This window comes from Corynebacterium sp. HMSC28B08, from assembly GCF_001806865.1.
In the GTDB taxonomy this organism is placed as follows: Bacteria; Actinomycetota; Actinomycetes; order Mycobacteriales; family Mycobacteriaceae; genus Corynebacterium; species Corynebacterium auriscanis.
In genome coordinates, this window is record NZ_KV786165.1 from 160,867 (window position 1) to 187,100 (window position 26,234).

At 58.2% G+C, this 26,234-nt stretch carries 18 protein-coding genes; 16 read left to right on the forward strand and 2 right to left on the reverse strand.

Translation table 11 applies throughout. The features are described 5' to 3' along the window. Positions 1 to 60 precede the first annotated feature (60 nt). Both HMPREF3098_RS05400 and HMPREF3098_RS05405 read left to right on the forward strand, forming a co-directional pair. Complete coding sequence (locus tag HMPREF3098_RS05400) at positions 61 to 699, forward strand: adenine phosphoribosyltransferase (protein ID WP_070434280.1); 639 nt, start codon at positions 61 to 63, stop codon at positions 697 to 699. After that, complete coding sequence (locus HMPREF3098_RS05405) at positions 692 to 2,962, forward strand: RelA/SpoT family protein (protein WP_070434281.1); 2,271 nt, start codon at positions 692 to 694, stop codon at positions 2,960 to 2,962. The genes HMPREF3098_RS05400 and HMPREF3098_RS05405 overlap by 8 nt, the downstream gene beginning before the upstream one ends. A gap of 40 nt (positions 2,963 to 3,002) precedes the next feature. Here the strand turns inward: HMPREF3098_RS05405 and HMPREF3098_RS05410 are convergent, their stop codons facing one another. Further along, a complete protein-coding gene (locus HMPREF3098_RS05410) occupies positions 3,003 to 3,908 on the reverse strand; it encodes a peptidylprolyl isomerase (protein ID WP_235700633.1) in 906 nt (301 codons plus the stop codon). A gap of 147 nt (positions 3,909 to 4,055) precedes the next feature. Between HMPREF3098_RS05410 and HMPREF3098_RS05415 the strand changes: the two genes are divergently transcribed. From HMPREF3098_RS05415 to HMPREF3098_RS05430, 4 genes are all read left to right on the forward strand, one after another. Continuing rightward, positions 4,056 to 4,844, forward strand: a complete 789-nt coding sequence (locus tag HMPREF3098_RS05415; protein ID WP_070434282.1) for an MBL fold metallo-hydrolase — start codon at positions 4,056 to 4,058, stop codon at positions 4,842 to 4,844. Positions 4,845 to 4,893: 49 nt separating this feature from the next. Beyond that, positions 4,894 to 6,180: a histidine--tRNA ligase gene (gene hisS, locus HMPREF3098_RS05420; RefSeq protein WP_070434283.1), complete on the forward strand. Its 1,287-nt coding sequence runs from the start codon at positions 4,894 to 4,896 to the stop codon at positions 6,178 to 6,180. A gap of 166 nt (positions 6,181 to 6,346) precedes the next feature. Then, complete coding sequence (locus HMPREF3098_RS05425; protein ID WP_070434284.1) at positions 6,347 to 8,491, forward strand: bifunctional metallophosphatase/5'-nucleotidase; 2,145 nt, start codon at positions 6,347 to 6,349, stop codon at positions 8,489 to 8,491. 105 nt (positions 8,492 to 8,596) lie between these two features. Beyond that, the gene (locus tag HMPREF3098_RS05430; protein WP_083284161.1) at positions 8,597 to 11,353 is read left to right on the forward strand and encodes an ExeM/NucH family extracellular endonuclease; all 2,757 of its coding nucleotides are present in this window, start codon (positions 8,597 to 8,599) and stop codon (positions 11,351 to 11,353) included. Positions 11,354 to 11,607: 254 nt separating this feature from the next. On the opposite strand, the gene HMPREF3098_RS05435 is transcribed toward HMPREF3098_RS05430, so the two are convergent. Further along, positions 11,608 to 12,537, reverse strand: a complete 930-nt coding sequence (locus HMPREF3098_RS05435; protein ID WP_070434285.1) for a KPN_02809 family neutral zinc metallopeptidase — start codon at positions 12,535 to 12,537, stop codon at positions 11,608 to 11,610. A 974-nt stretch (positions 12,538 to 13,511) separates the two neighbouring features. Between HMPREF3098_RS05435 and aspS the strand changes: the two genes are divergently transcribed. From aspS to HMPREF3098_RS05490, 10 genes are all read left to right on the forward strand, one after another. Further along, entirely contained in the window at positions 13,512 to 15,299 is a 1,788-nt protein-coding gene (aspS, locus tag HMPREF3098_RS05445; RefSeq protein ID WP_070434287.1) for an aspartate--tRNA ligase, read from the forward strand. Positions 15,300 to 15,328: 29 nt separating this feature from the next. Further along, positions 15,329 to 16,591 (forward strand): phosphotransferase family protein, encoded by a 1,263-nt coding sequence (locus tag HMPREF3098_RS05450; RefSeq protein WP_070434288.1) that lies wholly within the window; start codon positions 15,329 to 15,331, stop codon positions 16,589 to 16,591. Between the two features lie 231 nt (positions 16,592 to 16,822). Continuing rightward, positions 16,823 to 18,178 carry a replication-associated recombination protein A gene (locus HMPREF3098_RS05455; protein WP_371440959.1) on the forward strand — a complete coding sequence of 452 codons (1,356 nt, stop codon included), beginning with the start codon at positions 16,823 to 16,825 and terminating at the stop codon, positions 18,176 to 18,178. 90 nt (positions 18,179 to 18,268) lie between these two features. After that, the gene (alaS, locus tag HMPREF3098_RS05460; RefSeq protein WP_070434289.1) at positions 18,269 to 20,932 is read left to right on the forward strand and encodes an alanine--tRNA ligase; all 2,664 of its coding nucleotides are present in this window, start codon (positions 18,269 to 18,271) and stop codon (positions 20,930 to 20,932) included. After that, positions 20,925 to 21,470 (forward strand): Holliday junction resolvase RuvX, encoded by a 546-nt coding sequence (ruvX, locus tag HMPREF3098_RS05465; protein ID WP_070434290.1) that lies wholly within the window; start codon positions 20,925 to 20,927, stop codon positions 21,468 to 21,470. The genes alaS and ruvX overlap by 8 nt, the downstream gene beginning before the upstream one ends. 92 nt (positions 21,471 to 21,562) lie before the next feature. After that, the gene (gene mltG / locus HMPREF3098_RS05470) at positions 21,563 to 22,699 is read left to right on the forward strand and encodes an endolytic transglycosylase MltG (RefSeq protein ID WP_070434291.1); all 1,137 of its coding nucleotides are present in this window, start codon (positions 21,563 to 21,565) and stop codon (positions 22,697 to 22,699) included. After that, positions 22,700 to 23,767 (forward strand): shikimate dehydrogenase family protein, encoded by a 1,068-nt coding sequence (locus HMPREF3098_RS05475; RefSeq protein ID WP_070434292.1) that lies wholly within the window; start codon positions 22,700 to 22,702, stop codon positions 23,765 to 23,767. It abuts the gene before it with no gap. Between the two features lie 206 nt (positions 23,768 to 23,973). Beyond that, positions 23,974 to 24,441: a prepilin peptidase gene (locus tag HMPREF3098_RS05480; RefSeq protein WP_168155993.1), complete on the forward strand. Its 468-nt coding sequence runs from the start codon at positions 23,974 to 23,976 to the stop codon at positions 24,439 to 24,441. A gap of 13 nt (positions 24,442 to 24,454) precedes the next feature. Continuing rightward, complete coding sequence (aroC, locus tag HMPREF3098_RS05485; RefSeq protein ID WP_210385940.1) at positions 24,455 to 25,681, forward strand: chorismate synthase; 1,227 nt, start codon at positions 24,455 to 24,457, stop codon at positions 25,679 to 25,681. Further along, positions 25,678 to 26,214 carry a shikimate kinase gene (locus tag HMPREF3098_RS05490; RefSeq protein ID WP_070434295.1) on the forward strand — a complete coding sequence of 179 codons (537 nt, stop codon included), beginning with the start codon at positions 25,678 to 25,680 and terminating at the stop codon, positions 26,212 to 26,214. Before aroC ends, HMPREF3098_RS05490 begins: the two co-directional genes overlap by 4 nt. Positions 26,215 to 26,234 lie beyond the last annotated feature (20 nt).

Here is a 26,234-nt window from a genome sequence, read left to right on the forward strand (position 1 = left end):
CTCGTGTGCGGGGCAGCACCATCGAATCTTTGACGACCGACGCGCAAGAGGTTTTAGTCCGTGCATAATCCCGTTACTCCACCCACCGCGCAGCCCAAGACGGCTAAGGAGGCGCTGGAGAAATTCACGCGCATAGTCCCAGATTTCCCCAAACCCGGCATTGTGTTTGAGGATCTCACACCCGTTTTGGCCGACCCCGATTGCTACCGCGTGCTGGTGCACGATTTGGCCGATGCGTGCCGAGATGCAGGCGCGGATCTGATAGGTGGACTAGATGCCCGTGGCTTCCTGCTCGGTAGCGCTGTTGCGCACGAATTAGGTGTGGGAGTGCTGGCCGTGCGCAAGGGGGGAAAGCTGCCGCCTCCGGTCCACCAAGTGAACTACGACTTGGAATATGGCAGTGCCACGTTGGAGATCCCGGCTAGCGGCATTCCCCTCGACGGCAAACGCATCATCCTCATCGACGATGTGTTGGCCACCGGTGGCACACTACGAGCTTCCCAAGAACTCCTGGAGAAGGCTGGTGCTCACGTCGTGGGCCTAGCCGTTGTCCTTGAGGTTGAAGGCTTGCACGGTCGCGACAAGCTGCGCGATCTGCCTCTATACGTCGTCGCCCAAGGAGATTCGCGGTCGCTGGCGCAGCTGGGCGTCGAACCAAAAGAAACAGCCAGTGGTGCAACGGTGAGCAGTCATGAGTAACGAAAAGGGATCGTTATGGATGGCAGCGCGAATAGCGCGCAGCCTGACCGGCGGTGGCCGCACCCGCGTGAACCCCGTGCTGGGACCACTTGTGGCGATTCACCGCAAGTATCATCCGAAAGCCGACGTGGACGCGCTGGGGCGGGCCTATGAGGTCGCCGAACGTTTACACCGAGGCGTGACGCGTAAATCGGGGGAACCATACATTACCCATCCGCTGGCAGTAGCCACGATTGCTGCGGAGATCGGCATGGATACGACCACCCTGGTGGCTGCGCTGTTGCACGATACTGTCGAGGACACGGACTATACCCTCGATGAATTGACGGCCGATTTTGGCGCGGAAGTTGCTCGGCTGGTCGACGGAGTAACCAAGTTAGACAAGATGGTGCTGGGGTCCGCAGCGGAAGCCGAAACCATTCGCAAGATGATTGTAGCAATCGCCAACGATCCCCGGGTGCTGGTGATTAAGGTCGCTGACCGGTTGCACAACATGCGAACCATGCGCTTTTTGCCACCGGAAAAGCAGGCCAAGAAAGCCCGGCAAACCCTCGAAGTGATCGCCCCGCTGGCACACCGACTGGGAATGGCGACCGTGAAGTGGGAGCTGGAGGATCTATCCTTCGCCATTTTGTATCCGAAGAAATACGACGAGATCGTGCGGATGGTCGCTGATCGCGCGCCCAAGCGAAATTCGTACATCGCGGATGTGAAGCGCGAGATCGAGGAAGCGTTGCGACGTTCCGGTATTCAGGCCACCGTGGTGGGACGGCCTAAACACTACTGGTCGATCTATCAGAAGATGATCGTGCGAGGGCGAGATTTTGATGAGATTTTCGACCTCGTAGGCATCCGTATCTTGGTTGATTCCGTGCGCGATTGCTATGGCGCCGTGGGCGCGATCCACACCTTATACCACCCGATGCCAGGCCGGTTTAAGGACTACATCTCCGCGCCACGCTTTGGGGTGTATCAATCGCTGCACACCACCGTGGTCGGGCCCAAAGCCAAGCCACTGGAGGTGCAGATTCGTACACACGAAATGCATCACAAGGCCGAGTTCGGTATCGCGGCGCACTGGCGGTACAAGGAAACCAAGGGTAGCCACAAGGGCGATAGTGGTGAAGTCGACCAGATGGCCTGGATGCGCCAGCTTCTGGATTGGCAAAAAGAAGCCGCTGATCCGAATGAGTTCCTTGACAACCTACGTTACGATCTATCGACTAATCAGATCTTCGTGTTCACGCCGAAGGGTGATGCCGTGACTCTGCCGGCGGAGGCTACCCCGCTGGACTTTGCGTACGCGGTGCACACCGAAGTGGGGCACCGGTGCATCGGTGCCAAGGTCAACGGCAAGCTGGTCGCGCTGGAATCCAAGCTCAAGACCGGCGATAAGGTCGAGATTTTCACCTCGAAGGACCAATCCGCCGGCCCCAATCGAGATTGGCTGGACATCGTTGTATCCCCACGGGCCAAGAACAAAATCCGCGCGTGGTTTGCCAAAGAGCGCCGTGAGGAAGCGACGGAGAAAGGCCGCGATATGCTGGCGGCCGAAGTTCAGCGCGGCGGCCTGCCACTGCATCGGTTGTTTACCGCAGATTCCATGCGGGCCATTGCCTCGCAGCTGGGTTACAGCGATGTTGATGCGCTATACGCCGCGATCGGGCGTTCTGAAGTGGGCGCCGACCACGTGGTCAAGCTACTCATCGAGACTTTCGGAAGCCCCGAAGAGGCCGAGGACGAACTGCTTCGGCGAACCCCAGCAGTTTCCAGAATCGCGAATACTCCGCAAGAGGGCCGCGGCGATGGATCGGGAATCCTCGTGCAGGGCCAGGCAGATTTTTCGGCGAAGTTGGCGAAATGCTGCACTCCGGTGCCGGGGGACGAAGTGTTCGGCTTCATCACCAAAGGCGGGGGAGTATCTGTTCACCGTACGGACTGTACGAATGCTCCGAAGCTGCACGCGGAACCAGCGCGTTTGGTGGAGGTGCAGTGGGCCAGCTCGTTTAACAACGCGGTGTTCTTGGTGACAATTCAAATTGAAGGGTTGGACCGCAACGGTTTACTCTCGGAGGTCACCCGCGTGATCTCTGACCAGAAAGTGCCCATCGTGGCGACCAGTTCGCACACCGCGGACGATCGGGTGGCGAATATCCGCTTCACCTTCGAGGTTTCGGATACCAAGCAGCTGGGCTACACCATGAACCAGTTGCGCAACGTTGAGGGTGTCTTTGACGTCTATCGCGTGACCACGGGTGGTTAAAGAAAAGAGGAGCAGCCCCCGGGCGGGCTGCTCCTTATAATTAAGCCTTGGTGGCCGAGGTGATGCGCACCTCGTCCTTTGGCTTGCCATCGTCTTGCGGTGCCTTCTCCAATATCTTGTCCAAGGTCTTTAGGCCCTCGTCAGTGATCTTGCCGAACATGTTGTAGGTCGGAGGCAGGGTGGAATCCTGATCCACCAGGAAGAACTGGGAACCATTGGTTTCTGGCTGACCGGTGTTGGCCATAGCTAGGGAGCCGCGTGGGTACTTCACTGGTTTTTGCAGACCCTCTGGTGGGTTCATCGGATCCACCTTTTCACCCTTCTTCACGAAGGCGTTCTCGGGGAACTCGTTGGCAAATCGGTAGCCAGGGCCACCGTTGCCCTTTGCAGTGGGGTCACCACACTGCAAGATTGTCAGTCCATCGGATTTCACCGAACGGTGGCATACGGTGTTGTCGAAGAACTTCGCTTCCACTAGGTGAACGAAGGAATTCACGGTACAAGGGGACTGCGCCGCATCAACCTCGAGGGGTATATCGCCCTCGTTGGTCTTGATGATGACTTTCTGCGTACCGGTGGTTGCAATTCCATCACCGTTTGGCGCGGACACGGGCTTTGCAGCCTTCCCGTCCTTCTTGTACTCACATTTCACCGTCTGGCCGTAAGGCTCCAGCGGCTTGTCCGGCATTGCCGCGGCCTCGGGCGTTTGCTGTTCGGAGGAGGTCTGGTCAGCCGCTTCAGTCGATTTCTCGTCGCTGTTCCACGTAACAGCCATGTAAATACCGCCGACCAGCAAAACCAATACAGCTAGGGTAGCGAAAATCACGCCCAGTGGCGCAGCCTTAGCGCGCCGTTCGCGGGATCGAAGGGTTTTTTCCAGCTCGTTGAGAGCTTCATCGCGCCGTCCCTTATTGGGCATATCGCGGTCGAGGTTCTTCTGGGACACGCTAATTAGCGACCTTTCTACAACGGTTACGACGGCAAAGTTTTCGCGCCATCCAGCTTGCAACTATCAATAGGCCATTATGCCTTAGCGCTGCCAATGTGCCTAAGGTAACGCACCCAAAACACTCAGCTCGCTAAGGTTGGATACATGACTGACTTGTTTAATCCCTCGACCAGCCCCAGCGCGCCCGTCTCTGTGGATGCCGTTTCACCATCGGTGGACATCCTCACGTTTTCGGCAGGTCCTTTCCAGACTAATTGCTATGTTCTCATCAATCGCTCTGTTGCTGCCGGCACCCCTGCGGGTTCTTCTATTACCGACGCCGCCACGGGATCCAGCTCCTCTGCTTCTACATCGGGGTACGACACATCCGCTCCCGCACCGGCCGTGGTCATTGATCCTGGCCTGGGCGCTTTCGATACGGTCACCAGCTTGGGCCGTGAACTGAACTTCCACGTGGAAAAAGTTGTCCTCACGCATGGTCACATTGATCACATCCGCGATGCTGCGGACTTTAATGCACCTGTTTATGTCCACCCGTTAGACCGTCCATTCTTGGAAATGGATCAATCAGCTTCCCCCTTTGCCCAAATTTTTGATGTCGCCACCATGAAACCGGTTGCCGACCTGCGCGAGTTGACGGAAGACAGCATCGACATCGCGGGAGTGCAATTTGATATCCACCACATGCCGGGGCACTCTCCAGGCCACGTGATGTTCCGCGTGCCGGGATTCATCATCGGCGGTGACGTCCTCTTCCGGGGCGGGGTGGGCCGAACTGATCTGCCGGGTAGCTCGCCGGAGGATATGGTGTTGTCCCTCAAAAAACTCACCCATGAGTTCGACGACAACGATGTCGTTGTTACCGGCCATGGCCAAGCTACGACCATTGGTGAAGAAAAGCGCACCAACGGGTACCTGCAGGCGGTTCGTTAGTACTACCTGCACCCTGCGCGTCAAAAGGCAATGGTTAAACTTTGTACTTGTGAATGACAGCGCAGCGAAGAAAAAATTACAGGCATTAAGCGCGCCCAAGGGCGTGCAAGAGTATTTCCCGCCGAACTCGCATGAGTTCCTAGCGATCCGCGAGGCGTTTACGAATGCCGCCCGCCAAGCCGGTTACGAACACATCGAGCTGCCTATCTTTGAAGACACGAATCTGTTTGCCCGGGGCGTCGGTGAATCAACCGACGTGGTGAGCAAGGAAATGTATACGTTCGCAGACCGCGGCGGCCGCAGTGTGACCTTGCGCCCGGAGGGGACCGCTGGGGTTATTCGTTCAGTCATTGAAAACAACTTGGATCGCGGACAATTGCCCGTCAAGCTGGTCTACGCGGGCCCCTTTTTCCGTTATGAACGGCCCCAAGCAGGCCGCTATCGCCAGTTGCAGCAAGTCGGCGTGGAGGCCGTGGGGGTTGATGATCCTTACCTCGATGCCGAGGTGATTGCCCTGGCCGATCGTTGCTACCGCAGCGTCGGGCTCACCGGCCAGCGCTTGGAACTGACCTCCTTGGGCGATAATTCCGATCGCCCTGCATACCGAGCCAAGTTGCAAGAATACCTGCGCAATCTGCCCTTGGACGAGGAAACGACTCGGCGCGCGGAACTCAATCCACTGCGCGTATTGGACGACAAGCGCCCGGAAATGCAGGAGATGCTGGCCGATGCTCCGCTGATGCTCGACCACCTGAGTGCTAGTTCTCGCGAGCACTTTGAGACCGTGACTGGAATGCTGGACGATCTTGGCGTGCAGTACGTTATCAACCCCCGTATGGTGCGCGGGTTGGACTACTACACCAAAACCTGTTTCGAGTTCGTTCACGATGGATTGGGCGCGCAGTCCGGTATCGGTGGCGGTGGCCGTTATGACGGTTTGATGGCTCAGCTGGGCGGACAAGACCTCTCGGGCATCGGTTTTGGGTTGGGTGTAGACCGCACCTTGCTGGCGTTGCAGGCAGAGGGCACGCAGGCATCCGAGGGGCGACGGGTGGATGTTTATGGCGTGGCCCTGGGAAGTGCTGCCAAGGCCAGGATGGCTCGGTTGATTGACGAGCTGCGGGCTGCGGGGCTCAGCGCCGATATGTCCTATGGAGATCGGGGGCTCAAGGGTGCGATGAAGGGCGCCGATCGCGCAGGCGCCAAATTCGCCCTCGTGATGGGTGATGCAGAGCTGGAAGCAGGAACGGTAGCACTGAAAGACCTAGCTGCACACGAGCAGCGCGATACGGCGGTCGATTCGGTGGTCGCCGAACTGGCGACTGCATTGAAATAGGTTTAGTTTGACCCCAAAACGGGGGCGAGCCAAGTAAACGCAGGGCTAAATCTTTCTGACACGAGGGCAAAGGCGCAAGACCGCGTGAATCGTCACCGAGCGAAGAGGAGCTAACGGGTGGTTAGCTCCTCTTGTCGTTTCAATACTCTGAAGAGGAGCCCTACCTATGTCGCGAAAGCTCTCGCGTGCCGCGCTGGCGCTTGTTGTTACCCCAAGTGTCGCCTTCACTTCGCTGTCTGTTCCCGCATATGCAGCGGAGGTCGACCAAGTAAGCCTGAACATCCTGGGCGTGACCGACTTCCACGGTCACATCCAGCAGAAGACGTCCAAGAGTGGCGCAGTGACCGAAATCGGTGCTGGCGCATTGGCGTGCTTCTTGGATAAGGAGCGCCAGGCTAACCCGAACACCAGCTTTGTTTCGGCTGGTGACAACATCGGTGGTTCTCCTTTTGAGTCCTCCATTTTAAAAGACAAGCCAACCGTGGAGGTTCTCAATGCCATGGGGTTGGAAGCTTCGGCAGTTGGTAACCACGAGCTGGACAAGGGTTGGGATGACCTTAACGGTCGCGTGGGCGTTGACGGCAGCAAGCTGGCCAAGTTCCCATACTTGGCGGCAAATATGAAAGGTGTGCAGGTTGCACCTAGCCGCATCGTTGAAAAGGACGGTGTGAAAATCGCCTACATTGGCGCCATCACCGATACGACGAATCAGCTGGTAAGCCCTGCCGGTATCCCCGGAATCACCTTTTCTAAGCCCATCGAGGCCGTGAACGCTGAGGCCGCCCGTTTGAAGCAGCAAGGACAGGCCGACGTGGTCATCGGACTGGTTCACGAAGGTGTCACCTCCGAGGGATTCAGCAAGGATGTCGATGCCGTCAACGCTGGCCATACCCACCAAAACCGAAATCTCGAAGGCCAGCCACCTGTGGTACAGCCTGCGAACTACGGCATGCTGATTGGCGACATCGATGTTGTTTTCGACAAGAAAGAAAAGCGCGTGGTCAGCGTAAAGACCACCAACCGCACCTCCGATGAGGTTGTGAAGGCCTGTAACGGTGAGAAGGATGCGGAAGTCGAAAAGATCGTGCAGGCCGCAGCCACCGCTGCTAAGGAAGAGGGGCAGAAGGTCGTCGCGACGACTAGGACCACCTTCTTCCGTGGGTCGAACGCTGGGGCGGACTCGGGCAGCAACCGTGGTACGGAATCCACGTTGAACTCGATGATCGCCGATGCCACCTTGGAGTCGGTTAATAAGTCCACCGATTTCAAGGCCGATATCGGCATTATGAATGCCGGCGGTGTTCGCGAGGATTTGATGTCTGGAGAGGTTACCTTCTCGGATGCATACGCAGTTCAGCCTTTCAACAACACCCTGGGTGTCGTGGATGTCACGGGCGCACAGTTTAAGAAGGTCCTCGAGCAGCAGTGGCGCAACGCTGCAGCTGACGAGCGCCCCGTTTTGGTACTGGGTCTGTCCAAGAACGTGGAGTACACCTACGATCCTACGGCTCCAATCGGTTCTCGCATCACCTCGGTGAAGGTTGATGGCAAGGTCCTGGACGAGAACAAGACTTACCGCATTGCAGGTAATAACTTCCTGCTCGCCGAAGGCGATGGCTTCACCGGCTTCGATACCCATGAGGGTGGCTCGAACAAGATTAAGGACACGGGCCTAGTCGACGTGGATGCCTTCAACAAGTACCTCGCATCCAGTAAGGACTTGGCAGCACGTACCGATCAGACCAGCGTGGGCGTGCACTTCGTGGATGCCAACCCAGCCGAGCTGACGGCGGATCAGAAGGTAAAGATTGAGCTATCGTCCCTGAGCTACACCACCCAGGGTGAGCCAATGGCCAAGACCGTTAAGGTTTCCTTCGCGTACGAGGAGGGCGAGCAGATTAAGTGGGCCCCGGCCGTGAGTGGGGATGTGGACAACACCATCACCAATGACAACAACGAAACCGGTAAGGCCTCCCTCGAGGTTACGGTTCCGGCCAACGCGGTGGCACTGCGAGTGAAAACCGACAATGGCACCGACCAGATGATGCCGGTCAACGGCGCCGCACTCCCGGCCGGGCCAACCCCAGGCGATAACGTACCTGGCTCCTCCGACCAGCCCGGCTCTTCCGATTCCGCTGGATCCTCCAAGGAGCAGCAACGTGGCTTCTGGGCGTTCCTCTTCGGTGGTCTGCTGTCCGTCTTAGCAGGCGCAGGTCTGCTGGCATGGGCTTATGACAACGGCATGATCCCACAGTGGATGATCCCATCCTGGGTGAAGCTGCCGAAGCGAATTCTGCCACAAGCCCGCTAGTCGGGGCTCGTTCACTCAATCTCTCGTTAATTCCCACCCCGGGGCGCCAATGACATCCGCGATGGTCGGCTCCGGGGGTTTACCTTGAAGAAAGGCTTGATTTCCTTGTTTTCTGCTCAGCGAAAGCTGTTTTCGGCCCTCACTGTATCCGGTTTGACGTTATGCACGCTGGTTGTTCCTGGGGCATTCGGCGCGTCAGTATCAACAGGTGTTGCAAGCGCTGCATCCACCGGTGACAACGTTGTCATCAACGAGGTCTACGGTGGCGGTGGTAACACTGGCGCCACTCTCACGCACGACTTCATCGAACTGTACAACCCCACCTCTCAAGCCATTTCGCTTGACGGCTGGGCCGTGCACTATCTGTCCTCGAAGGGGACCACCGCCAGCACTACCGTGACTCTGGCCGGTGAGATCGCTCCCGGAGGGTACTACCTCATCCAAGGTGCTAAGGGATCAGGTGGCACAACTTCCTTTTCTTCCGACGCCCAAAGCAACCAGCTCACCATGTCCGGATCCAAGGGCACCGTGGTCCTCACCAACACCTCCGCACAGTGGTCTCAGGGGGATAGCGCAGTAGACATCGTCGGATTTGGTGCCACCACTGTGGCGGAAGGAACTCCAGCCAGCACGCTGTCCAACACCACTTCGGCTTCGCGCAAGCAGGCCGGTGCCGATACCGATGACAATGCACAGGACTTCCTGGCTGGTGATCCCACCCCGCAGTTCACTGGTGGAGATGCCCTGACGGGCGACTCGTCGAATCCCGGTACGGATCCAGATACGAACCCCGGCACGGATCCCGGCAACGATTCAGAGTCCAATCCGCAAAAGATCACCCCCATTTCGGATATTCAGTCCACGGGTGAAAAATCTCCCCTGGTTGACAAGTCCGTCACCACAGCGGGTTGGGTTACAGCGTCCTACCCAACGGGAGGCCTCAAGGGTTTCGTGATTCAAATGGGCGGCACCGGAGGCAAGGCACGACAGGCAGGGGAGGCCTCTCAGGCCGTGTTCGTATACACCGGTAATACCGCTCCCAGTGAGCTCGATAAGTGTGTCATTGTCACGGGTAACGTGTCCGAATTCAACACGTCCACGCAGATCACGGCGGCGTCGACCAAACAATCCACTGACCCAGCGGTAGACTGCGGTGAAAAGCCGAAGCCCATCGGCGATAATGTGCCAACCGATCCGGCGCAGCGCGAAGCTAACGAGCACATGCTGTTCAAGCCCACAGGCGGATACACCGTTACCAACAACTACGAGGTCTCTAGCTTCGGCAGTGTGGACTTAGTGGCTGGAGACAAGCCGCTGTACCAAGCAACGCAGATGGTGGCCCCCGGGGCAGATGCGCAGAAATATGAGGATAACAACCTCAAGCAGGTGATCACCCTCGACGATGCCGCAACGCGTAATTACTTCCTTAACGATGCGGCCAAGGACGTGCCTTTGCCATACTTATCCACACAAGAGGGCATTCGTTCCTTGCGCACCGGTGACAAGGTGACTTTCCAGAACCCAGTGGTGCTGAGCTACAACTTCAAGAAGTGGGGCTTGCAGCCCACCGGCGAAGTCACTGGTGATACCAAGCGGGCAGAGCTGCCGATTGCGTGGGACGACTCCCGGGCAGCAGAAGCGAACGGTCCCCGCGAAGTTGGCGGCCAGCTGTCCATCGCGAGCTTCAATGTGTTGAACTACTTTACCGATCTGGGCGCGGATGAAGCAGGTTGTGGCGCGTACAAGGACCGTGATGGCAAGGCGGTTACGGCGAATGGGTGCAAGGTGCGTGGAGCTTACAACCAGGAGGCATTCAACGATCAGCAGGCGAAGATCGTCGCGGCGATCAACCAGCTGGACGTGAGCGTACTCGGTTTGGAAGAGATCGAGAACTCCGCGAAGTTCGGTCACGATCGGGATGAATCGTTGAAGCGACTGGTCGACGCGCTGAATGCTGCTGGTGGCAATTGGAAGTTCGTACCCAGCCCCAAGACCTTGCCAGACGATGAGGACGTAATCCGTACCGCATTCATCTACAACCCCGACAAGGTGACCCCGGTAGGGGAATCCCGCGTTCTGGACCACGAAGCCTTCAACGGAATTGCGCGCCAGCCTCTGGCCCAGGAGTTTCGGACGGACGAGGAGGGTCAGAGCTTTGTGGCTGTAGTGAACCACTACAAGTCCAAGGGTTCGGTGGCCCGTGGCGATGCTGACACTGGCGATGGACAGGGCAATAATGCCCGGTTGCGTACAGAGATGTCCAAGCAGCTCAACGAGTGGTTGGGAACGCAGGAGGATTGGCAGGACAAGGCGCAATTCGTGATGGGCGACTTCAATGCCTACGCGAAGGAGGATGCCATTCGCGTTCTGGAGGAAAGCGGGTTTACTAACCTGGATACTAACTTCGATGCGGGCTTGTCTTACCAATTCAGTGGTCGGCTGGGTTCCCTGGACCACGTGATGGCCAATGCCGCAGCATTGAAGCTCGTCACTGGAGCCGACGTTTGGGATATCAACAGTGACGAAGCCACGAGCTTCGAATACTCCCGGCGCAACTACAACGCGGTAGATTTCTATAGCCCGGACGTCTTCCGCGCGAGCGATCACGACCCAATCAAGGTCGGTTTCAATGCTCCAGGCGGAAAGCCCGGGACCGGAGACCCACAACCACCGGTCGAGCCTGGTAACCCAGAGAAGCCAGGCTCTGACGGGACCAGTGGCTCCGATGCAGCTCCTTCATCATCCAAGGGATGGTTCCTAAAGTTGCTGGCCGGCGTGGCTGGCGCAGGTGCACTGTTTGCAGCTCTGTACGGTATCGGTGCGCTGCTGGGCTGGGTCAAACCCATGAGGTTCATGCGTTAGTGGTCCTGCAAGAGAAGTTTGTGCTTGCGTGATTTGTGCTTGCTGGATTTGAGCTTGTTGTACTCGCATGGCGGATTCCGTTTTACGGATTACGCCCTGTAGTGGTTGCGACATGAGGAACCAGTGCTCGTTGCATGGGTGCTGCGGCGCCCGTCATCTGCTGTTCGCACCTGGAAGACTAGGCCCTGCGCAACACCAGAAGCATAGAAAAAGGGCGCGGCGGTGAGAAATCACCCGCCGGCCCTCTTTCCGGTTTAGCGCTTGAAATTTTGGCGACAGCTATCAACCGTGCCGCCTTGGTAGCCCCGCATGAACCATTCCACGCGCTGCTTAGAAGATCCGTGGGTCCACTTATCGGGCTGAACGCCGCCACCGGAGCTTTCCTGGATATGATCGTCTCCGATGGATTGTGCGGAACGAACGGCCTCATCAACCTGGTTTTGGGTGATCGGATCCAGCACTGCATCTGGCCCCTTGTCCGCGTTCTGTGCCCAAACACCCGCGTAGCAATCGGCTTGTAGTTCCATCTTTACTGCATTGGAATCTGGACCAGGCTGGTTGTAATCCGAAAGACCCAAATTGCCCTCGATGTTTTGAATGTGGTGGCCAAACTCGTGGGCTACAACGTACTCCTGGGAAAACGGTGCGTCCGAACCACCGAGCTTCTTCAACTCACTGAAGAACTTTGTGGAGATGTACACAGTTTGATCGGAGGGACAGTAGAACGGACCCGTTTGGGCCATATTCGCGGCGCCACAACCGGTGTTGACCTGGCCATCGCCCAGCTTCAAACCCGGCTGAGAGTAGTCTTGGCCGATTTCAGCTGGAGCGGCCTTGCTCCAGAATTTATCCAGGGACTTCGCCGTGGCTAGCATGCGACAATCATCGTTGTTGTTGGCATCTTCTGCGGTTTTACAGTGAGCGAAGGAACCCGAGCCACCCTGTTGACTAGCTTGTTGGCCGCCACCTCCACCGAACATACCCAAGCCACCGTTCATGAAGAAAAGGATGGCGCCGAAAATCAGAATGCCGGGGATGCCGAACTTGCGGCCGATGACGCTGCCGAGGATCCACATCAGTGGACCACCACCGCCGCCGCCACCACGCATGCCGCCACCAAAACCAGCGCCACCTGCAGAGCTTCCGCGGTCGCTGTAGTCGCCAAGGTTGTTGTTAAAAGTCACACGTTAAATCGTGCCACATTTCCGCATTTCCCGCGTCATCTTCTAGGCGCAGCCTATAGGGAAATGATCGCAAACCGATACGGCGCGGGGCGCTGCGATCATCTTTTACTTGCACCCTAGGCGAGATCGCTGCGGAGGTGAAATGGGTGTTTTGGTATGGGTTTTCAACTCTGCGGGCGAGGTTGTTAAGGGTGTAGGAATCCTGCAGCTTTGCACAGGTGAAGTGGTTTGCCGCATTGCGAAGAGTCGATTGGAATTGGCGCACCCGAGGCTGCTTGTAAAAGAGCGGGGGCTTGGCAGGGTGGAAGGGATTAGAGAGGAACGACAGGATGTGCAGGGTGGAAGGGATTAAGGAGGAACGACAGGATGTGCGGGGTGGAAGGGATTAAGGAGGAACGACAGGATGTGCAGGGTGGAAGGGCATAGGGGCCTCTTCTGAACACTCAGGTACCAATAGTCTCGCGCTGAACCACGAATGTGCAGCAGAAGTCCAACAAAAATGATTCATTTTGTCAGAGTTCTGCTGCACATTGTGAGAATGAGGGCGTGGGTTAGTGCGTGGGGCGGTGGGTACCCAGCCCCCAGTCCCGTTTGCTTCCCGAGGGGTGCGAACTTGGGCGTGGGCTAGTGCGTGGGGTGGTGGGTACCCAGTCCCCAATGCTGGTCGTTGCTGGGATGGGAGAGGGGGGCGTCGGAAAAAATCGTGAACCTCCACACCGTGCCGGGCGGATTAGCGGGCGCTGCAACAAGGGTCAAATGGTTGGGCCGGAAAATGCCAGGAAGGTTGTCAGCTGTGAGAGAGTCCCACCCAACGCGTTGAGGGGATGAGGCAGTAGTAAAGAAAGTGCACGCATCCAGTTAGGTCCCACCCACCGCGTTGAGGGGATGAGACTGGGCCGGAGAGAGGGCTACAGAGCACATGCGGTAAGCTGAGGGGTCGATTGCACACTTAGAGGAAAAGGAACGTTGTAAACGTGTTGCGGACGCATCTTGCGGGCGAACTTCGTCCAGAAAACATTGGCCAAGAAGTTACCCTTACCGGTTGGGTGGGGCGCCGTCGTGATCACGGTGGCGTGATCTTTATCGACATGCGCGATCGCTCCGGCATCGCACAAGTAGTCTTCCGCGAGTCGGAAGTAGCCGAGCGCGCGCATGATCTCCGCAGCGAATACTGCATCAAGGTCACCGGTATCGTTGAGGCCCGTCCTGAGGGCTCAGAAAACCCCAATCTTCCATCGGGCGGCATCGAAGTCAACGTTTCGGCTCTTGAGGTTCTCAACGCTTCGGCCGCTCTACCATTCCAGATTGACGATCCTTCTTCTGCTGGTGAAGTGGGCGAGGAAACCCGCCTGAAGTACCGCTACCTGGATCTGCGCCGCAAGACCCAGGGTGATGCGCTGCGCTTGCGCTCCAAGGTCAATGCAGCAGCCCGTAGTGTGCTAGCACGTCACGATTTCACGGAGATCGAAACCCCTACGCTGACCCGCTCCACCCCTGAGGGCGCCCGTGACTTCCTAGTTCCCGCGCGTCTAAAGCCGGGCACGTTTTATGCACTGCCGCAGTCTCCACAGCTGTTCAAGCAGCTACTGATGGTCGCGGGTATGGAGCGTTATTACCAGATCGCCCGCTGTTACCGCGACGAGGATTTCCGTGCTGACCGCCAGCCGGAGTTCACTCAGCTGGACGTTGAGATGAGCTTCGTGGATCAGGAAGATGTCATCGCCCTGGCCGAGGAAATCTTGGTGGCCATTTGGAAAGAAATCGGTTACGAAATCTCCACGCCGATTCCACGCATGACGTACGCCGATGCGATGCGCCTGTACGGTTCCGATAAGCCGGACCTGCGCTTCGACATTCAGATCACCGAGTGCACCGACTTTTTCAAGGACACGACGTTCCGCGTGTTCCAGAATGAGTACGTGGGCGCAGTCGTCATGGAAGGTGGCGCTGGGCAGCCTCGCCGTCAGCTGGATGCTTGGCAGGAGTGGGCTAAGCAGCGTGGCGCCAAGGGCTTGGCATACATCCTAGTGGGCGAGGACGGTGAGCTGTCCGGCCCTGTGGCCAAGAACATCACCGAAGAAGAGCGCGCGGGCGTCGCCGATCACGTGGGCGCAAAGCCAGGCGACTGCATCTTCTTCGCCGCCGGCGAGACCAAGTCTTCTCGCGCTCTGCTCGGTGCAGCTCGCGGTGAGATCGCAAACAAGTTGGGCTTGATCAAGGAAGGGGACTGGGCCTTCACGTGGGTTGTGGATGCTCCTCTGTTCGAGCCCGCAGCTGATGCCACTGCATCCGGTGACGTGGCGCTGGGCAATAGCGCGTGGACGGCAGTGCACCACGCATTTACTTCCCCAAAGCCGGAGTTTCTGGACACATTCGATACGGATCCCGGCTCCGCACTAGCTTACGCTTACGACATCGTGTGTAACGGCAATGAGATCGGGGGCGGTTCTATTCGTATCCACCGTCACGATATCCAGGAGCGTGTATTCAAGGTCATGGGCATCTCTGAGGAGGAGGCGCAGGAGAAGTTCGGCTTCCTGCTGGATGCCTTCGCGTTCGGTGCCCCACCACACGGCGGTATCGCATTCGGATGGGACCGTATCGTGAGCCTGCTGGGTGGGTTCTCCTCCATCCGCGATGTGATTGCCTTCCCGAAGTCCGGTGGTGGTGTGGATCCGCTTACCGATGCCCCAGGCGAGATTTCTGCAGCTCAGCGGAAGGAATCCGGCATCGATTTCAAGCCAAAGAGCAAGCCTCAGTAGCAGGTCCCGCGAGGAAAGGTACAACCCACGTGCAATCGGTAGAAGCCACCATGGAAGCGGCCCGCCACCTGCTGGCGGCCCGTTTTGGTGGCACCCCGGAGCTTTCTATGCCCGAGGATTTGGGAGGGGATGGCCCGGCTTTAGTTCTCCGTTGCCGTGTGACGCCCAACCCTTTCCTGCACGAACGCACGGTTGTCATCAAACAGTTGCCTCCGGCCACTGGTGGCACGGCACGGGTAGTCGACGGGCAACCTGAGCCTGATAGCACGAACGCCGGTGGAATCGACTCCGTCGCGATGAACAACCTTAGCCTCATCAGGGAAGTGGTAGCCTACCAGTACACGAATACCCTTCCTGAGGCTTGCCGCCCGGGTCCCTTGCTGTTGGCTTACGACATCGAGCAACGCATTCTTATTCTTTCTGACGCCGGCGACGGGCCGAACTACACCGATATCCTCACGCTTCATGAGCCTGAGGAACGGTTGGTGGCGGTGCGTAAACTGGGACGACGGTTGGGCAAAATGCACGCCAATACGTTTGGGGGGCATTCGTCTTATGAAACTTTGATGAAGCGCCAGTGTATAAAACACGGGATGGATTCCGGTTTCATCGCTGAATCTGATGTGGATATTGCCAAGCTAATCCGGCAAGGATTAGGGCTGCTTCGGGAGAATCAGGTGGTGATCCCTGCTGAGGTAGTTGCCTTTGCTGAGGAGTCCGCGGATCGTCAGTCGCGTAATGACCTGCTAGCATTCACGCCCTTCGACCTCACTCCAGACAACATTATGTTGGCAAACCAGGTGGTTTTCCTCGATTACGAATGGGCGAGTTTCCGTGACATAGCGTTCGACGTGGCGTGCGTGATCGCGGGATTCCCTCAGGATAACTCCACGCCGGCGTTGGAAGACCGCGAAATTCAGGACTTCATTTCCGCGTGGCGCGCCGAAGTATGGTCGGTGTGGCCCGCAGCCAAAGACGATGAGGTCGTTGCCCGTGGTTTGATGACCGCGCTCATTGGCTGGGCTTTTATGTCCCTGATGATGCTGCACTATGGTCGGCTCAATCTGGAGCGCAGCCGTGGATTCTATCCAGCCGAGGCCGCCGATCTCAGCCGGGATCTCGCCCAGTTGTCAGATGCTCAGCTGCAGGACCTCGCCACAACTGTCGATGCGATCAAACGGGTCGCCGACATTTATACCGTGGTGGATTTCTCTGCTGTTCGCGATTGGACCGTAGAGTTACTGCGGATTCTTGCGCGCCTTGGGGCGCATCCGCAATCGCGGGTGGTGTAACCGTTGGGGGACGACTTGTTCAACCAAGGCTGGGATTCCGCTTCCGATGCCGGCCAGTTCGGTGCTGACCACCCCAATTCGAATCAGTTCACCGCAGGCCGATTCAGAGCAAGCTCCCCAGCGGCCGCGGACGTGCACCGTTCTAACCACCAGCAGTCTCCCTACGGTGGTGCAAGTAGTGCTGCTCGTCGCTATTTCCATCCCGGTTCGCATGCCCCCTTAGCGGTGCGCATGCGCCCGCGTAGTCTAGATGAGGTCGTAGGACAGGAGAGTGTTCTAGGCGAGGGATCCCCCTTGCGTCGGCTCATCGAGGGGCGCGGGGATAGTTCGGTGATACTCTACGGCCCACCAGGCACAGGTAAAACAACGATCGCTAGCTTGATTTCGGCCGCCTCCGATCGTCATTTCGAAGCGCTCAGTGCTCTCAACTCCGGGGTGAAAGAGGTACGCGCGGTTATCGAGTCTGCCCGTCAGCGTCTCGTCCACGGCCGTTCCACTGTGTTGTTCATCGATGAGGTCCATCGTTTTTCCAAAACGCAGCAGGATGCCCTGCTTTCTGCCGTCGAAAATCGCACGGTGTTGCTCGTCGCCGCGACCACGGAAAACCCCAGTTTTTCCGTGGTTTCCCCGCTACTGAGCCGTTCCTTACTGGTCCAGCTCCAGCCACTGTCGGATGCGAACATCGCCGATGTACTCACCCGTGCTATCTCGGATCCGCGTGGATTGGCTGGGGCAGTTTCTCTTTCCGACGCCGCCCTGGGCCAACTGGTTGCACTGTCAGCTGGGGATGCGCGCCGCAGCTTGACGTATCTGGAGGCCGCCTCCGAATCCGTGCTGGCGGAACGGGCACACAGCGGCGCACCAGATACTGCAGCGAACGGACGGGCACACAGCGGCGCACCGGATACTGCAGCAAACGAAAGGGCACACAGCGGCGCACCAGATGCCCCAGTGGAAATCACGCTGGGCGATATTAAGCGATCCATCAACAAAGCCGTGGTTCGTTACGATCGCGATGGCGATCAGCACTATGACGTTACGAGTGCTTTTATCAAGTCCATCCGTGGCTCGGACCCCGATGCTGCGCTTCACTACTTAGCGCGCATGATCGCGGCAGGGGAGGATCCGCGGTTCATTGCGCGACGACTGGTTATTCATGCCAGTGAGGACATTGGTATGGCCGATCCCACTGCGATACAGGTGGCGGTAGCTGCCCACCAAGCAGTTAGCTTCATTGGTATGCCGGAGGGGCGCCTGTCCCTGGCGCAGGCCACATTGCACTTGGCGACCGCTCCCAAGTCCAACTCGGTAATCAACTCTATTGGCAAGGCTCTGGCGGACGTGAACGCGGGCAAGGGGACTACCGTGCCGCCGCATCTGCGCGACGGTCATTATCAGGGTGCGCGTGAGATGGGCAACGCCGTGGGTTATGACTATCCCCATGATGATCCACGGGGAGTGGTGCAACAGCAGTACTTGCCCGATGATTTGCAGGACGCGCGTTATTACGAGCCCACTATGCACGGCAATGAACGCACGATAAACCAGCGGATGGAAAAGGTGCGCCGCATCGTGCGTGGCGAGTAGTCATTGCACCTCAATACCCCAACGTTTCATCCTCGGTCTAGAATAGGAACGTTGTAGTTACCCGTCGCCGAGATTTGAGGGATTAGTCACGTGCAAACGCATGAAATTCGCGAGCGCTTTATCAAGCACTTCACCAACGCTGGGCACACCGAGGTCCCCAGCGCCTCGCTGATTCTCGACGATCCAAACCTGCTGTTCGTCAACGCCGGCATGGTTCCCTTCAAGCCCTACTTCCTGGGCCAGCAAAACCCACCATTCAACACGGCCACCAGCATTCAGAAATGCGTTCGCACTCTCGACATTGAAGAAGTTGGCGTGACTACCCGTCACAACACGTTCTTCCAGATGGCGGGCAACTTTTCTTTTGGCGACTACTTCAAGGAAGGTGCCATTAAGCACGCATGGGCCCTGTTGACGAACTCTCTAGAAGACGGTGGATTTGGTCTCGATCCAGACCGCCTGTGGGTCACTGTATTCACCGATGATGATGAAGCAGCACACATCTGGGAGAAGAAGGTCGGTGTTCCCGCCGAACGCATTCAGCGCTTGGGAATGGCTGATAACTACTGGTCGATGGGTATCCCTGGTCCCTGTGGACCTTGTTCGGAAATCTACTATGACCGCGGTCCAGAGCACGGCCAAGAGGGCGGACCGGTCGTGGACGATACCCGATACATCGAAATCTGGAATCTCGTGTTTATGGAAAACGAGCGCGGTGAGGGCATCGGCAAAGACAACTTCGAGATCATTGGGCCCCTGCCCAAGAAGAACATCGACACCGGCATGGGCGTCGAACGAGTGGCTTGCATTCTCCAAGATGTGGAGAACGTCTACGAAACTGACCTTCTGCGCCCAGTGATTGATGAGGCAGAAAAGCTAACGGGTGCGGGCTATGGAGTGAACGACGTCGACAATATTCGTTTCCGCGTGATCGCTGATCACTGCCGCACCGGATTGATGCTGATGCTGGACGGTGTGACCCCGGGTAACGAGGGGCGTGGATACATTCTGCGCCGATTGCTGCGCCGCATCATTCGTTCTGCGCGTTTGCTCGGTGCGACCGGTGAGACCATGGAGCGGTTGATGGATACTGTGCGCCAGACCATGACCCCCTCCTATCCAGAGATCGCCAACAATTGGGAGCGCATCCGTTCCGTGGCTGTGGGTGAGGAGAAGGCATTCCTCAAGACGTTGGAATCGGGCTCCCAGTTGTTCGAGAATGCGGCGGCCCAAGCTAAGGCCGAAGGCAAGACCGTCGTGGACGGCGCCACCGCGTTCTCGCTACACGATACGCACGGCTTCCCCTTCGATTTGACCCTCGAAATGGCGAATGAAGCCGGCCTCTCCGTGGACGAGGAGGGTTTCCACTCCCTCATGGCCGAGCAAAAGGCTCGTGCCAAGGCTGATAACAACGCCAAGAAGATGGGGCATGCAGACGAATCCGTTTACCGGCCTTTCGTGGATAACCACCCGACCGTGTTCACGGGATACACCCAGCTGGAAGACGAGTCGGCAGTGCTAGCAATCATCAAGGATGGGCAACTTGTTGACCGCGTGGGGCAAAACGAGCAAGCCCAAGTGATTGTGGATCGCACCCCGTTCTACGCCGAGGCCGGTGGTCAGATGGCTGATCGCGGTGAGTTCCGCGGACAGTCTGGCGCAGCGGACGTACACGACGTACAAAAGGTGGGCAAGAAGGTCTGGGTACACTTCGCGACCGTTACCGGTGGCGAGCTAGCTGTGGGCCAGAAGCTCACCGCATCGGTAGACAATGCGTGGCGGCACCAGGCGCGCCAGGCACACTCCGGCACTCACCTGATTCACGCTGCATTGCGTGACGTGCTGGGACCAACAGCCGTGCAGGCCGGTTCCATGAACCGTCCTGGCTACCTGCGTTTTGATTTCCAGTACGGCGAGCAGTTGACGGCTGATCAGATGACCCGCATCGAAAACATCGCCAACGGCGCCGTGGATAGTGACTACAAGGTCAACACCATTGAAACCTCGTTAGAAGAAGCCAAGGCCATGGGCGCAATGGCTCTGTTCGGTGAGAACTACGGTGACCACGTTCGAGTCGTGGAAATCGGTGGACCTTTCTCCATGGAGTTGTGTGGCGGTATCCACGTGGATCACTCGTCGCAGATTGGCCCCATTGCCGTGCTTGGTGAATCCTCCGTTGGCTCTGGGGTACGCCGCATCGAGGCTTACACGGGTATGGACTCGTTCCGCTTCCTCTCCGGTGGAAAAAACGTCGTGGCCGATCTATCTGCCAACCTCAAGGCGCCTACCGAGGAACTGCCAGAGCGCGTGGACGCGTTGACTGCCAAGCTCAAGGCAGCGGAAAAGCAGATCCAACAGTTACGCAACCAACAATTGCTAGCAGGTGTGGGCGAGATCGTGGCGAAGGCAGAAACGATCTCAGGCATCAAGGTTGTGGCCTCTCAGCTGCCGGATGGTGTGAGTGCAGGCGATGTGCGCACTATGGTGACCGATGCGAAGGCGCGATTCGGTACTGAAGCCGCCGTCGTATTCTTCGCATCCTCCGATGGGGGGAAAGTCCCATTCGTCGCCGCTGTTACCGATGCAGCAGTGGATCGCGGCGTGAAGGCCGGCGACCTCGTGAAGACCTTCGGGGAGAAGGTAGGCGGGCGTGGCGGCGGAAAGCCTGCTTTGGCCCAAGGCTCCGGATCCGATCAAGCGGGCATTGCCTCTGGCCTAGAGGCAGTGAAGGCGATGGTTCAGTCCAATGGCTAACCCGCCTTTGGACGGCTCGGACCGGGTCGCCACTTTCTATGAATCGCAGCGCCCAGCAGCAGATGACGACCCCGGCCGGGGCCGTCGGCTGGGCATCGACGTGGGCACAGTGCGAATCGGTTTAGCTCTCAGCGATCCCGATGGCATTTTGGCATCCCCGCTACGCACCGTTCGTGCTACCGACGACGGGGGTGATGTGCGCCAGGTAGCAACGGAAGTCGAAGAGAACTTCGTAGTCGAAGTCATCATCGGCCTGCCCGTAGCCCTGCGGGGTAATTCCACCGCAAGCACAGACAAGGCATCCGCCTTTGCGGCGGCCCTCGCCGAAGAACTCGATTCGCGTCTTGGCCAGCGCGTACCTATCCGAATGGTCGATGAAAGAATGTCTACTGTGGCAGCCACAGCAGCCATGCATGCCTCTGGCGTCAATACAAAGAAGGGGCGCAAACGCATCGACCAAGCGGCGGCCGTCCACATTCTGCAGGGGTGGCTGGATGGACGTAAGCGTGTACTCAACACGCCGTATTCGGGCGAGTAATTGCCGAATTTGACTGTTTGTCATGTAACAATAGGCTCTACCATTCTTATGACGTGGTAGAGGACCTGACTGCGAGGAAAGGGAAGCAACGGATGCAACCGAAGTACAGGCGCCGTCGGCAATGGGCCGGTGCCTTATCGATAGCGCTTGTGCTCTTGCTTGTCGGCACACTGGGATACATCTGGTACCAGCGTGAGGTTGTCGGTACCCGAGACTACGCGGGTACGGGAAACGGGCGGATCGTGATGGTCCGCGTGGACGAAGGCGACTCGGTCGCGTCATTGGTTCCCGAGCTTGTTGAAAAGAACGTCGTTGGCTCCCGCCGCGCTTTGATGGCCGAAGTCTCCAAGGAAGCTCCAACACTACAAGCTGGTTACTACCCTCTCCAAGAGGAAATGTCGGCGAAGTCCGCTTTGGAAAAGCTGTCCGATGACAAGAATCGACGCGGTGTGGTAGATATCCCAACCGGTTTGACCCTCGAGGATGTCACCGTCGTCGGTGGTAAAACCCGCGAAGGCATCTACACCTTGGTCTCTAAGCAGACGTGCCAGGATGAAAACACCTGCATTAGTAAGGAAAAGCTGCGCGAGGCGGTGTCCCAGACGTCCCCCGCAGACCTCGGGGTACCGGAGTGGGCGCGTGAGCCCGTGAGTCGCCGAGGTGATGATCCTAAGCGAATTGAAGGCCTCGTTGCTCCGGGAATCCACTTGTTCAATCCCACCAGTGATCCGATTTCGATCATGCGCACGCTGTTGGATTCCTCAGCGGAGCAATACGAGAACACCGGGTTGGTTTCTGCTGCGGGCAAGATTGGGCTGACCCCCTACGAGATGGTCACGGCCGCGTCCTTGATTGAGCGCGAGGCCCCGGCTAACGACTTCGACAAGGTGGGGCGTGTCATCCTCAACCGCCTGAAGATCGATCAGAAACTGGAGTTCGACTCTACGGTCAACTACTCTCTTTCCGAGCAGGAGGTCGCCACGACTGACAGCGACCGTAAGCGCGTTACCCCATGGAATACCTACGCGAAGCAAGGCCTGCCGGATACTCCGATCGCATCCCCGGGTCTCAAGGCACTGCATGCGATCGAGAACCCAGCCATGGGCGACTGGCTGTATTTCGTGACTATCGACAAGGACGGCACCACCGTCTTTAACCGCGAATTTAGTGAGCACGAAAAGGCTATCGAACAATCCCGCGCTAACGGTGTTCTGGACTCTGGACGGTAAATGAGTACGCAAGAGCTTCCGGATAGCGGCTTCCTCACAGTTGATGAATTCTTGGGGTTGGCAAACCCTCGGTGCGCGGTACTGGGCCGCCCCATTGCCCATTCGCTATCTCCGCAGTTGCACACCGCCGGTTACCGTGCGGTGGGATTAGACGATATGTCCTACTACCGCGTGGAAGCGGGGGAAGCCAAGGAAATCCGCCGTGTGATGAAGGCAGCCCACAATGTGCCGGGGATGAGGGGGTTTTCGGTCACTATGCCGGGCAAGCAAGCCGCGCTTGAACTTGCCGATATGGCGACCGAGCGGGCCTTGAGGATTGGTTCCGCTAACACCCTGGTTCCATGTTTCATTGATGGCGCGCCAGTTCAGGCAGCAATGCAGGCACCAGGCCAGCCGCCGAACCTAGCAGGGGACCAAGTATTAGACCAGGGGGCAATGGGATTCGCGGACCAGCCGTTCGACCAGACCCCGGCCCAAGCTCTTGTATCCGCCACGACGTCTTCCGCGGAACCTCGCGTGCAGTGGCTGGCGGACAACACCGATGTCGATGGTGTGTCACGCTGTCTGGAACACGTGACCGCCACCGGGGCCCCGGATCTTCCTGGAACTTCCGCGGTGGTCATTGGCAATGGTGGCACTGCACGCCCGACAGTAGCAGCCCTGGCGGCGGCGGGCGTGCGCGGCATCACCGTCCTGGCGCGTTCTGAGCGTGCTCTGAACTTGCAATCTCTCGTCGAGGGCCTGGGGATGGAATTCACTTGGGCACGCTTTGATGATGTAGCCCTAGAGGCCTCGGTCCGCGGCTCCAGCGTGGTGATCTCCACAGTGCCCGCCGAGGCCGCCGAGCCCCTTGTCCCCGCCCTGCTGACGGCACATGCCATTGTGGACGTGATCTATGATCCCTATCCCACACCATTACTCAGCGCCGCCCGCGATGCCGGTCTGCCCCACGCGGATGGCTTACGTATGCTGGCGGGTCAAGCCGAGGAGCAGTTTCGCCTTTTCACCGGGCACACTAGCCCCGCCGGTCTTATGCTAGAGACCGTGCTGCACCACAGAGTGCAGTAACCGCCGGTTTGCGCTGCAGCGCGCTAGCACATTCGCGGCTTGGGGGTCTGTCCGTGCACTCGACGATGGTGGCGCAGTGTCCGCCGGTCTCGCTAAGGGTATTGGGGTCTGTCCGTTCACTCGATGATGGTGGCGCCGTCGCAGCACGCTAGTGGATTTTCGATCCCGGACCGGGGAATGTGCGTCAATTTTTTGGGGGAAACGTTGTGGTCAGCACCGTGCCGTCGTGGACGGAATCTGTTGTGTGGGTGGCTTACGCAATCTGGGCTGGGTGGATCTTTTGGTTCGACGCCACCACGCGTCGCATTCCCAACAACCTCACCGGGCCGCCGGCGGTCGTCACCGCGGTGTTGACCTGTGTTTTGCCCGGGTGGCATCCTTGGCAACTCATCGGGGGAGTGATATGGGCGGGATTTATCGTGGTCGCACCGATCCTCAACAGCCGGATGACGGTCGGTGGAGGGGATGCGAAGCTCGCCTTTACTTTGGGCACATTGGCTATGAGCCTTGGATTTTGGGGCCTATGGATCGCAATGGCAGTGACGGGCGCGGTGGGCGTCGGAATAAGTATGGTGGTAACAGCCAACCGAAAGGATCCGTACACACCACACGGTCCCGCGATGATCCTCGGGACTAGTGCTGTGGTAGTGGGGATGGTTCTGATGGGGTCGTAGTAATATGTACGGCATGCTCAGATGGACCACTGCCGGTGAATCGCACGGCCAAGCCCTGATTTCTCTCATTGAAAACCTCCCTGCAGGTTTGAGTGTGACCCGCGAAGAGGTATCTCGTCAGCTCGCCCGCCGCCGTCTTGGTTATGGTCGCGGTGCCCGCATGAAGTTCGAAGCCGATGAGGTGACATTCCTTTCCGGTGTGCGCCATGGGCTCACACTGGGCAGTCCGGTTGCGGTGATGATTGGCAATACCGAATGGCCCAAGTGGACCACGATCATGTCTGCCGATCCCATTGATACCTCCGATCCGGACATCGTTAAGGAGATGGACAGTGGCCGCGGCGCCCGCTTGACCCGCCCACGCCCAGGTCATGCTGATTTCTCCGGCATGATCAAATACGGTCACACGGAAGCTCGGCCGATCCTAGAGCGCTCCAGTGCCCGCGAAACCGCGGCTCGAGTGGCTGCGGGCACGTTTGCGCGGGCGCTACTGCGCGAGGTCCTAGGTGTGGAAGTGTTCAGCCACGTGGTGTCAATCGGCCGATCCACCCCTTACACCGGCCCGGTGCCGGACTTCGACCAATTGGAGGACATCGACGCCTCCCCGGTCCGCGCGTGCAATGCTGACTCGGCCGAGGAAATGATTGACGAGATCAAGGCCGCGAAGAAGTCCGGTGACACGCTAGGAGGCATCGTCGAGGTTGTCGTTAAGGGCTTGCCCATTGGATTAGGGTCACACACTTCCGGTGAGGCTCGGCTGGACGCGCAGCTCGCAGCTGCGCTCATGGGTATTCAAGCTATCAAGGGCGTGGAAATCGGCGATGGCTTCGAAGAAGCCCGTCGCCGTGGATCGGAAGCCCACGATGAAATTGTGCGGTCTGAAAATGGCGGGGGTGTTTCTCGCTTGTCTAACCGTGCTGGTGGCATCGAAGGCGGAATGACTAATGGGGAAACCCTCATTGTTCGCGCTGCCATGAAGCCCATCAGCACCGTGCCCCGCGCATTGAAAACGGTTGACATGGATAACGGTGAAGCCGCGACGGGCATCCACCAGCGCTCCGATGTGTGCGCGGTTCCCGCAGCAGGAGTGGTAGCCGAAACCATGGTCGCCCTTGTACTAGCGCGGGCCGTGGTGGAGAAATTCGGTGGTGATAGCGTGGCTGAAACGAGACGCAACTTCGATAATTACCAGGCCTATGTACGTCAACGGCTGGCTTGGGGGGAAGGGCAAGAATCATGAGTCCCCGCGTTGTGCTCGTCGGCATGCCCGGCAGCGGGAAAACCACCATCGGCCAGCGCGTGGCCCACGCACTTGGAACCAGCTTCACCGATAGTGATCAACTCATCGCCGAAAAGTACGGCATGCCGTGTGGAAAGGTTTTAGAGACCTTTGGTGAGGAGGAGTTTCGGCGCATCGAGCATGAAGTCGTTGCTGAAGCCCTCGGTGGACACGGAGTTCTGGCCTTGGGCGGGGGAGCTGTGGTCCATCCCGGTACCCGGGAACTATTGAACGATCAGGTGGTCGTGCGTCTAGAGATCCCCATTGACGATGCCATGCAACGGCTAGCAGGTAATCGTAGCCGTCCGCTGTTGAATGTGGCCGATCCCCGGGCGGCCTATGAGAGGCTGCTTGCCCAGCGTGGACCGTTGTATGAGGAAGTGTCCGATTACACCATCACTGGTGGTAACAAATCCTCCCAGCGCGTGGTGACCGAGATCCTCACCTTTATGGAGGATATTTACCCAGATCAGATGCGGCCGGAACGCCCGTAACCGCCCATTATTGGAAGTAA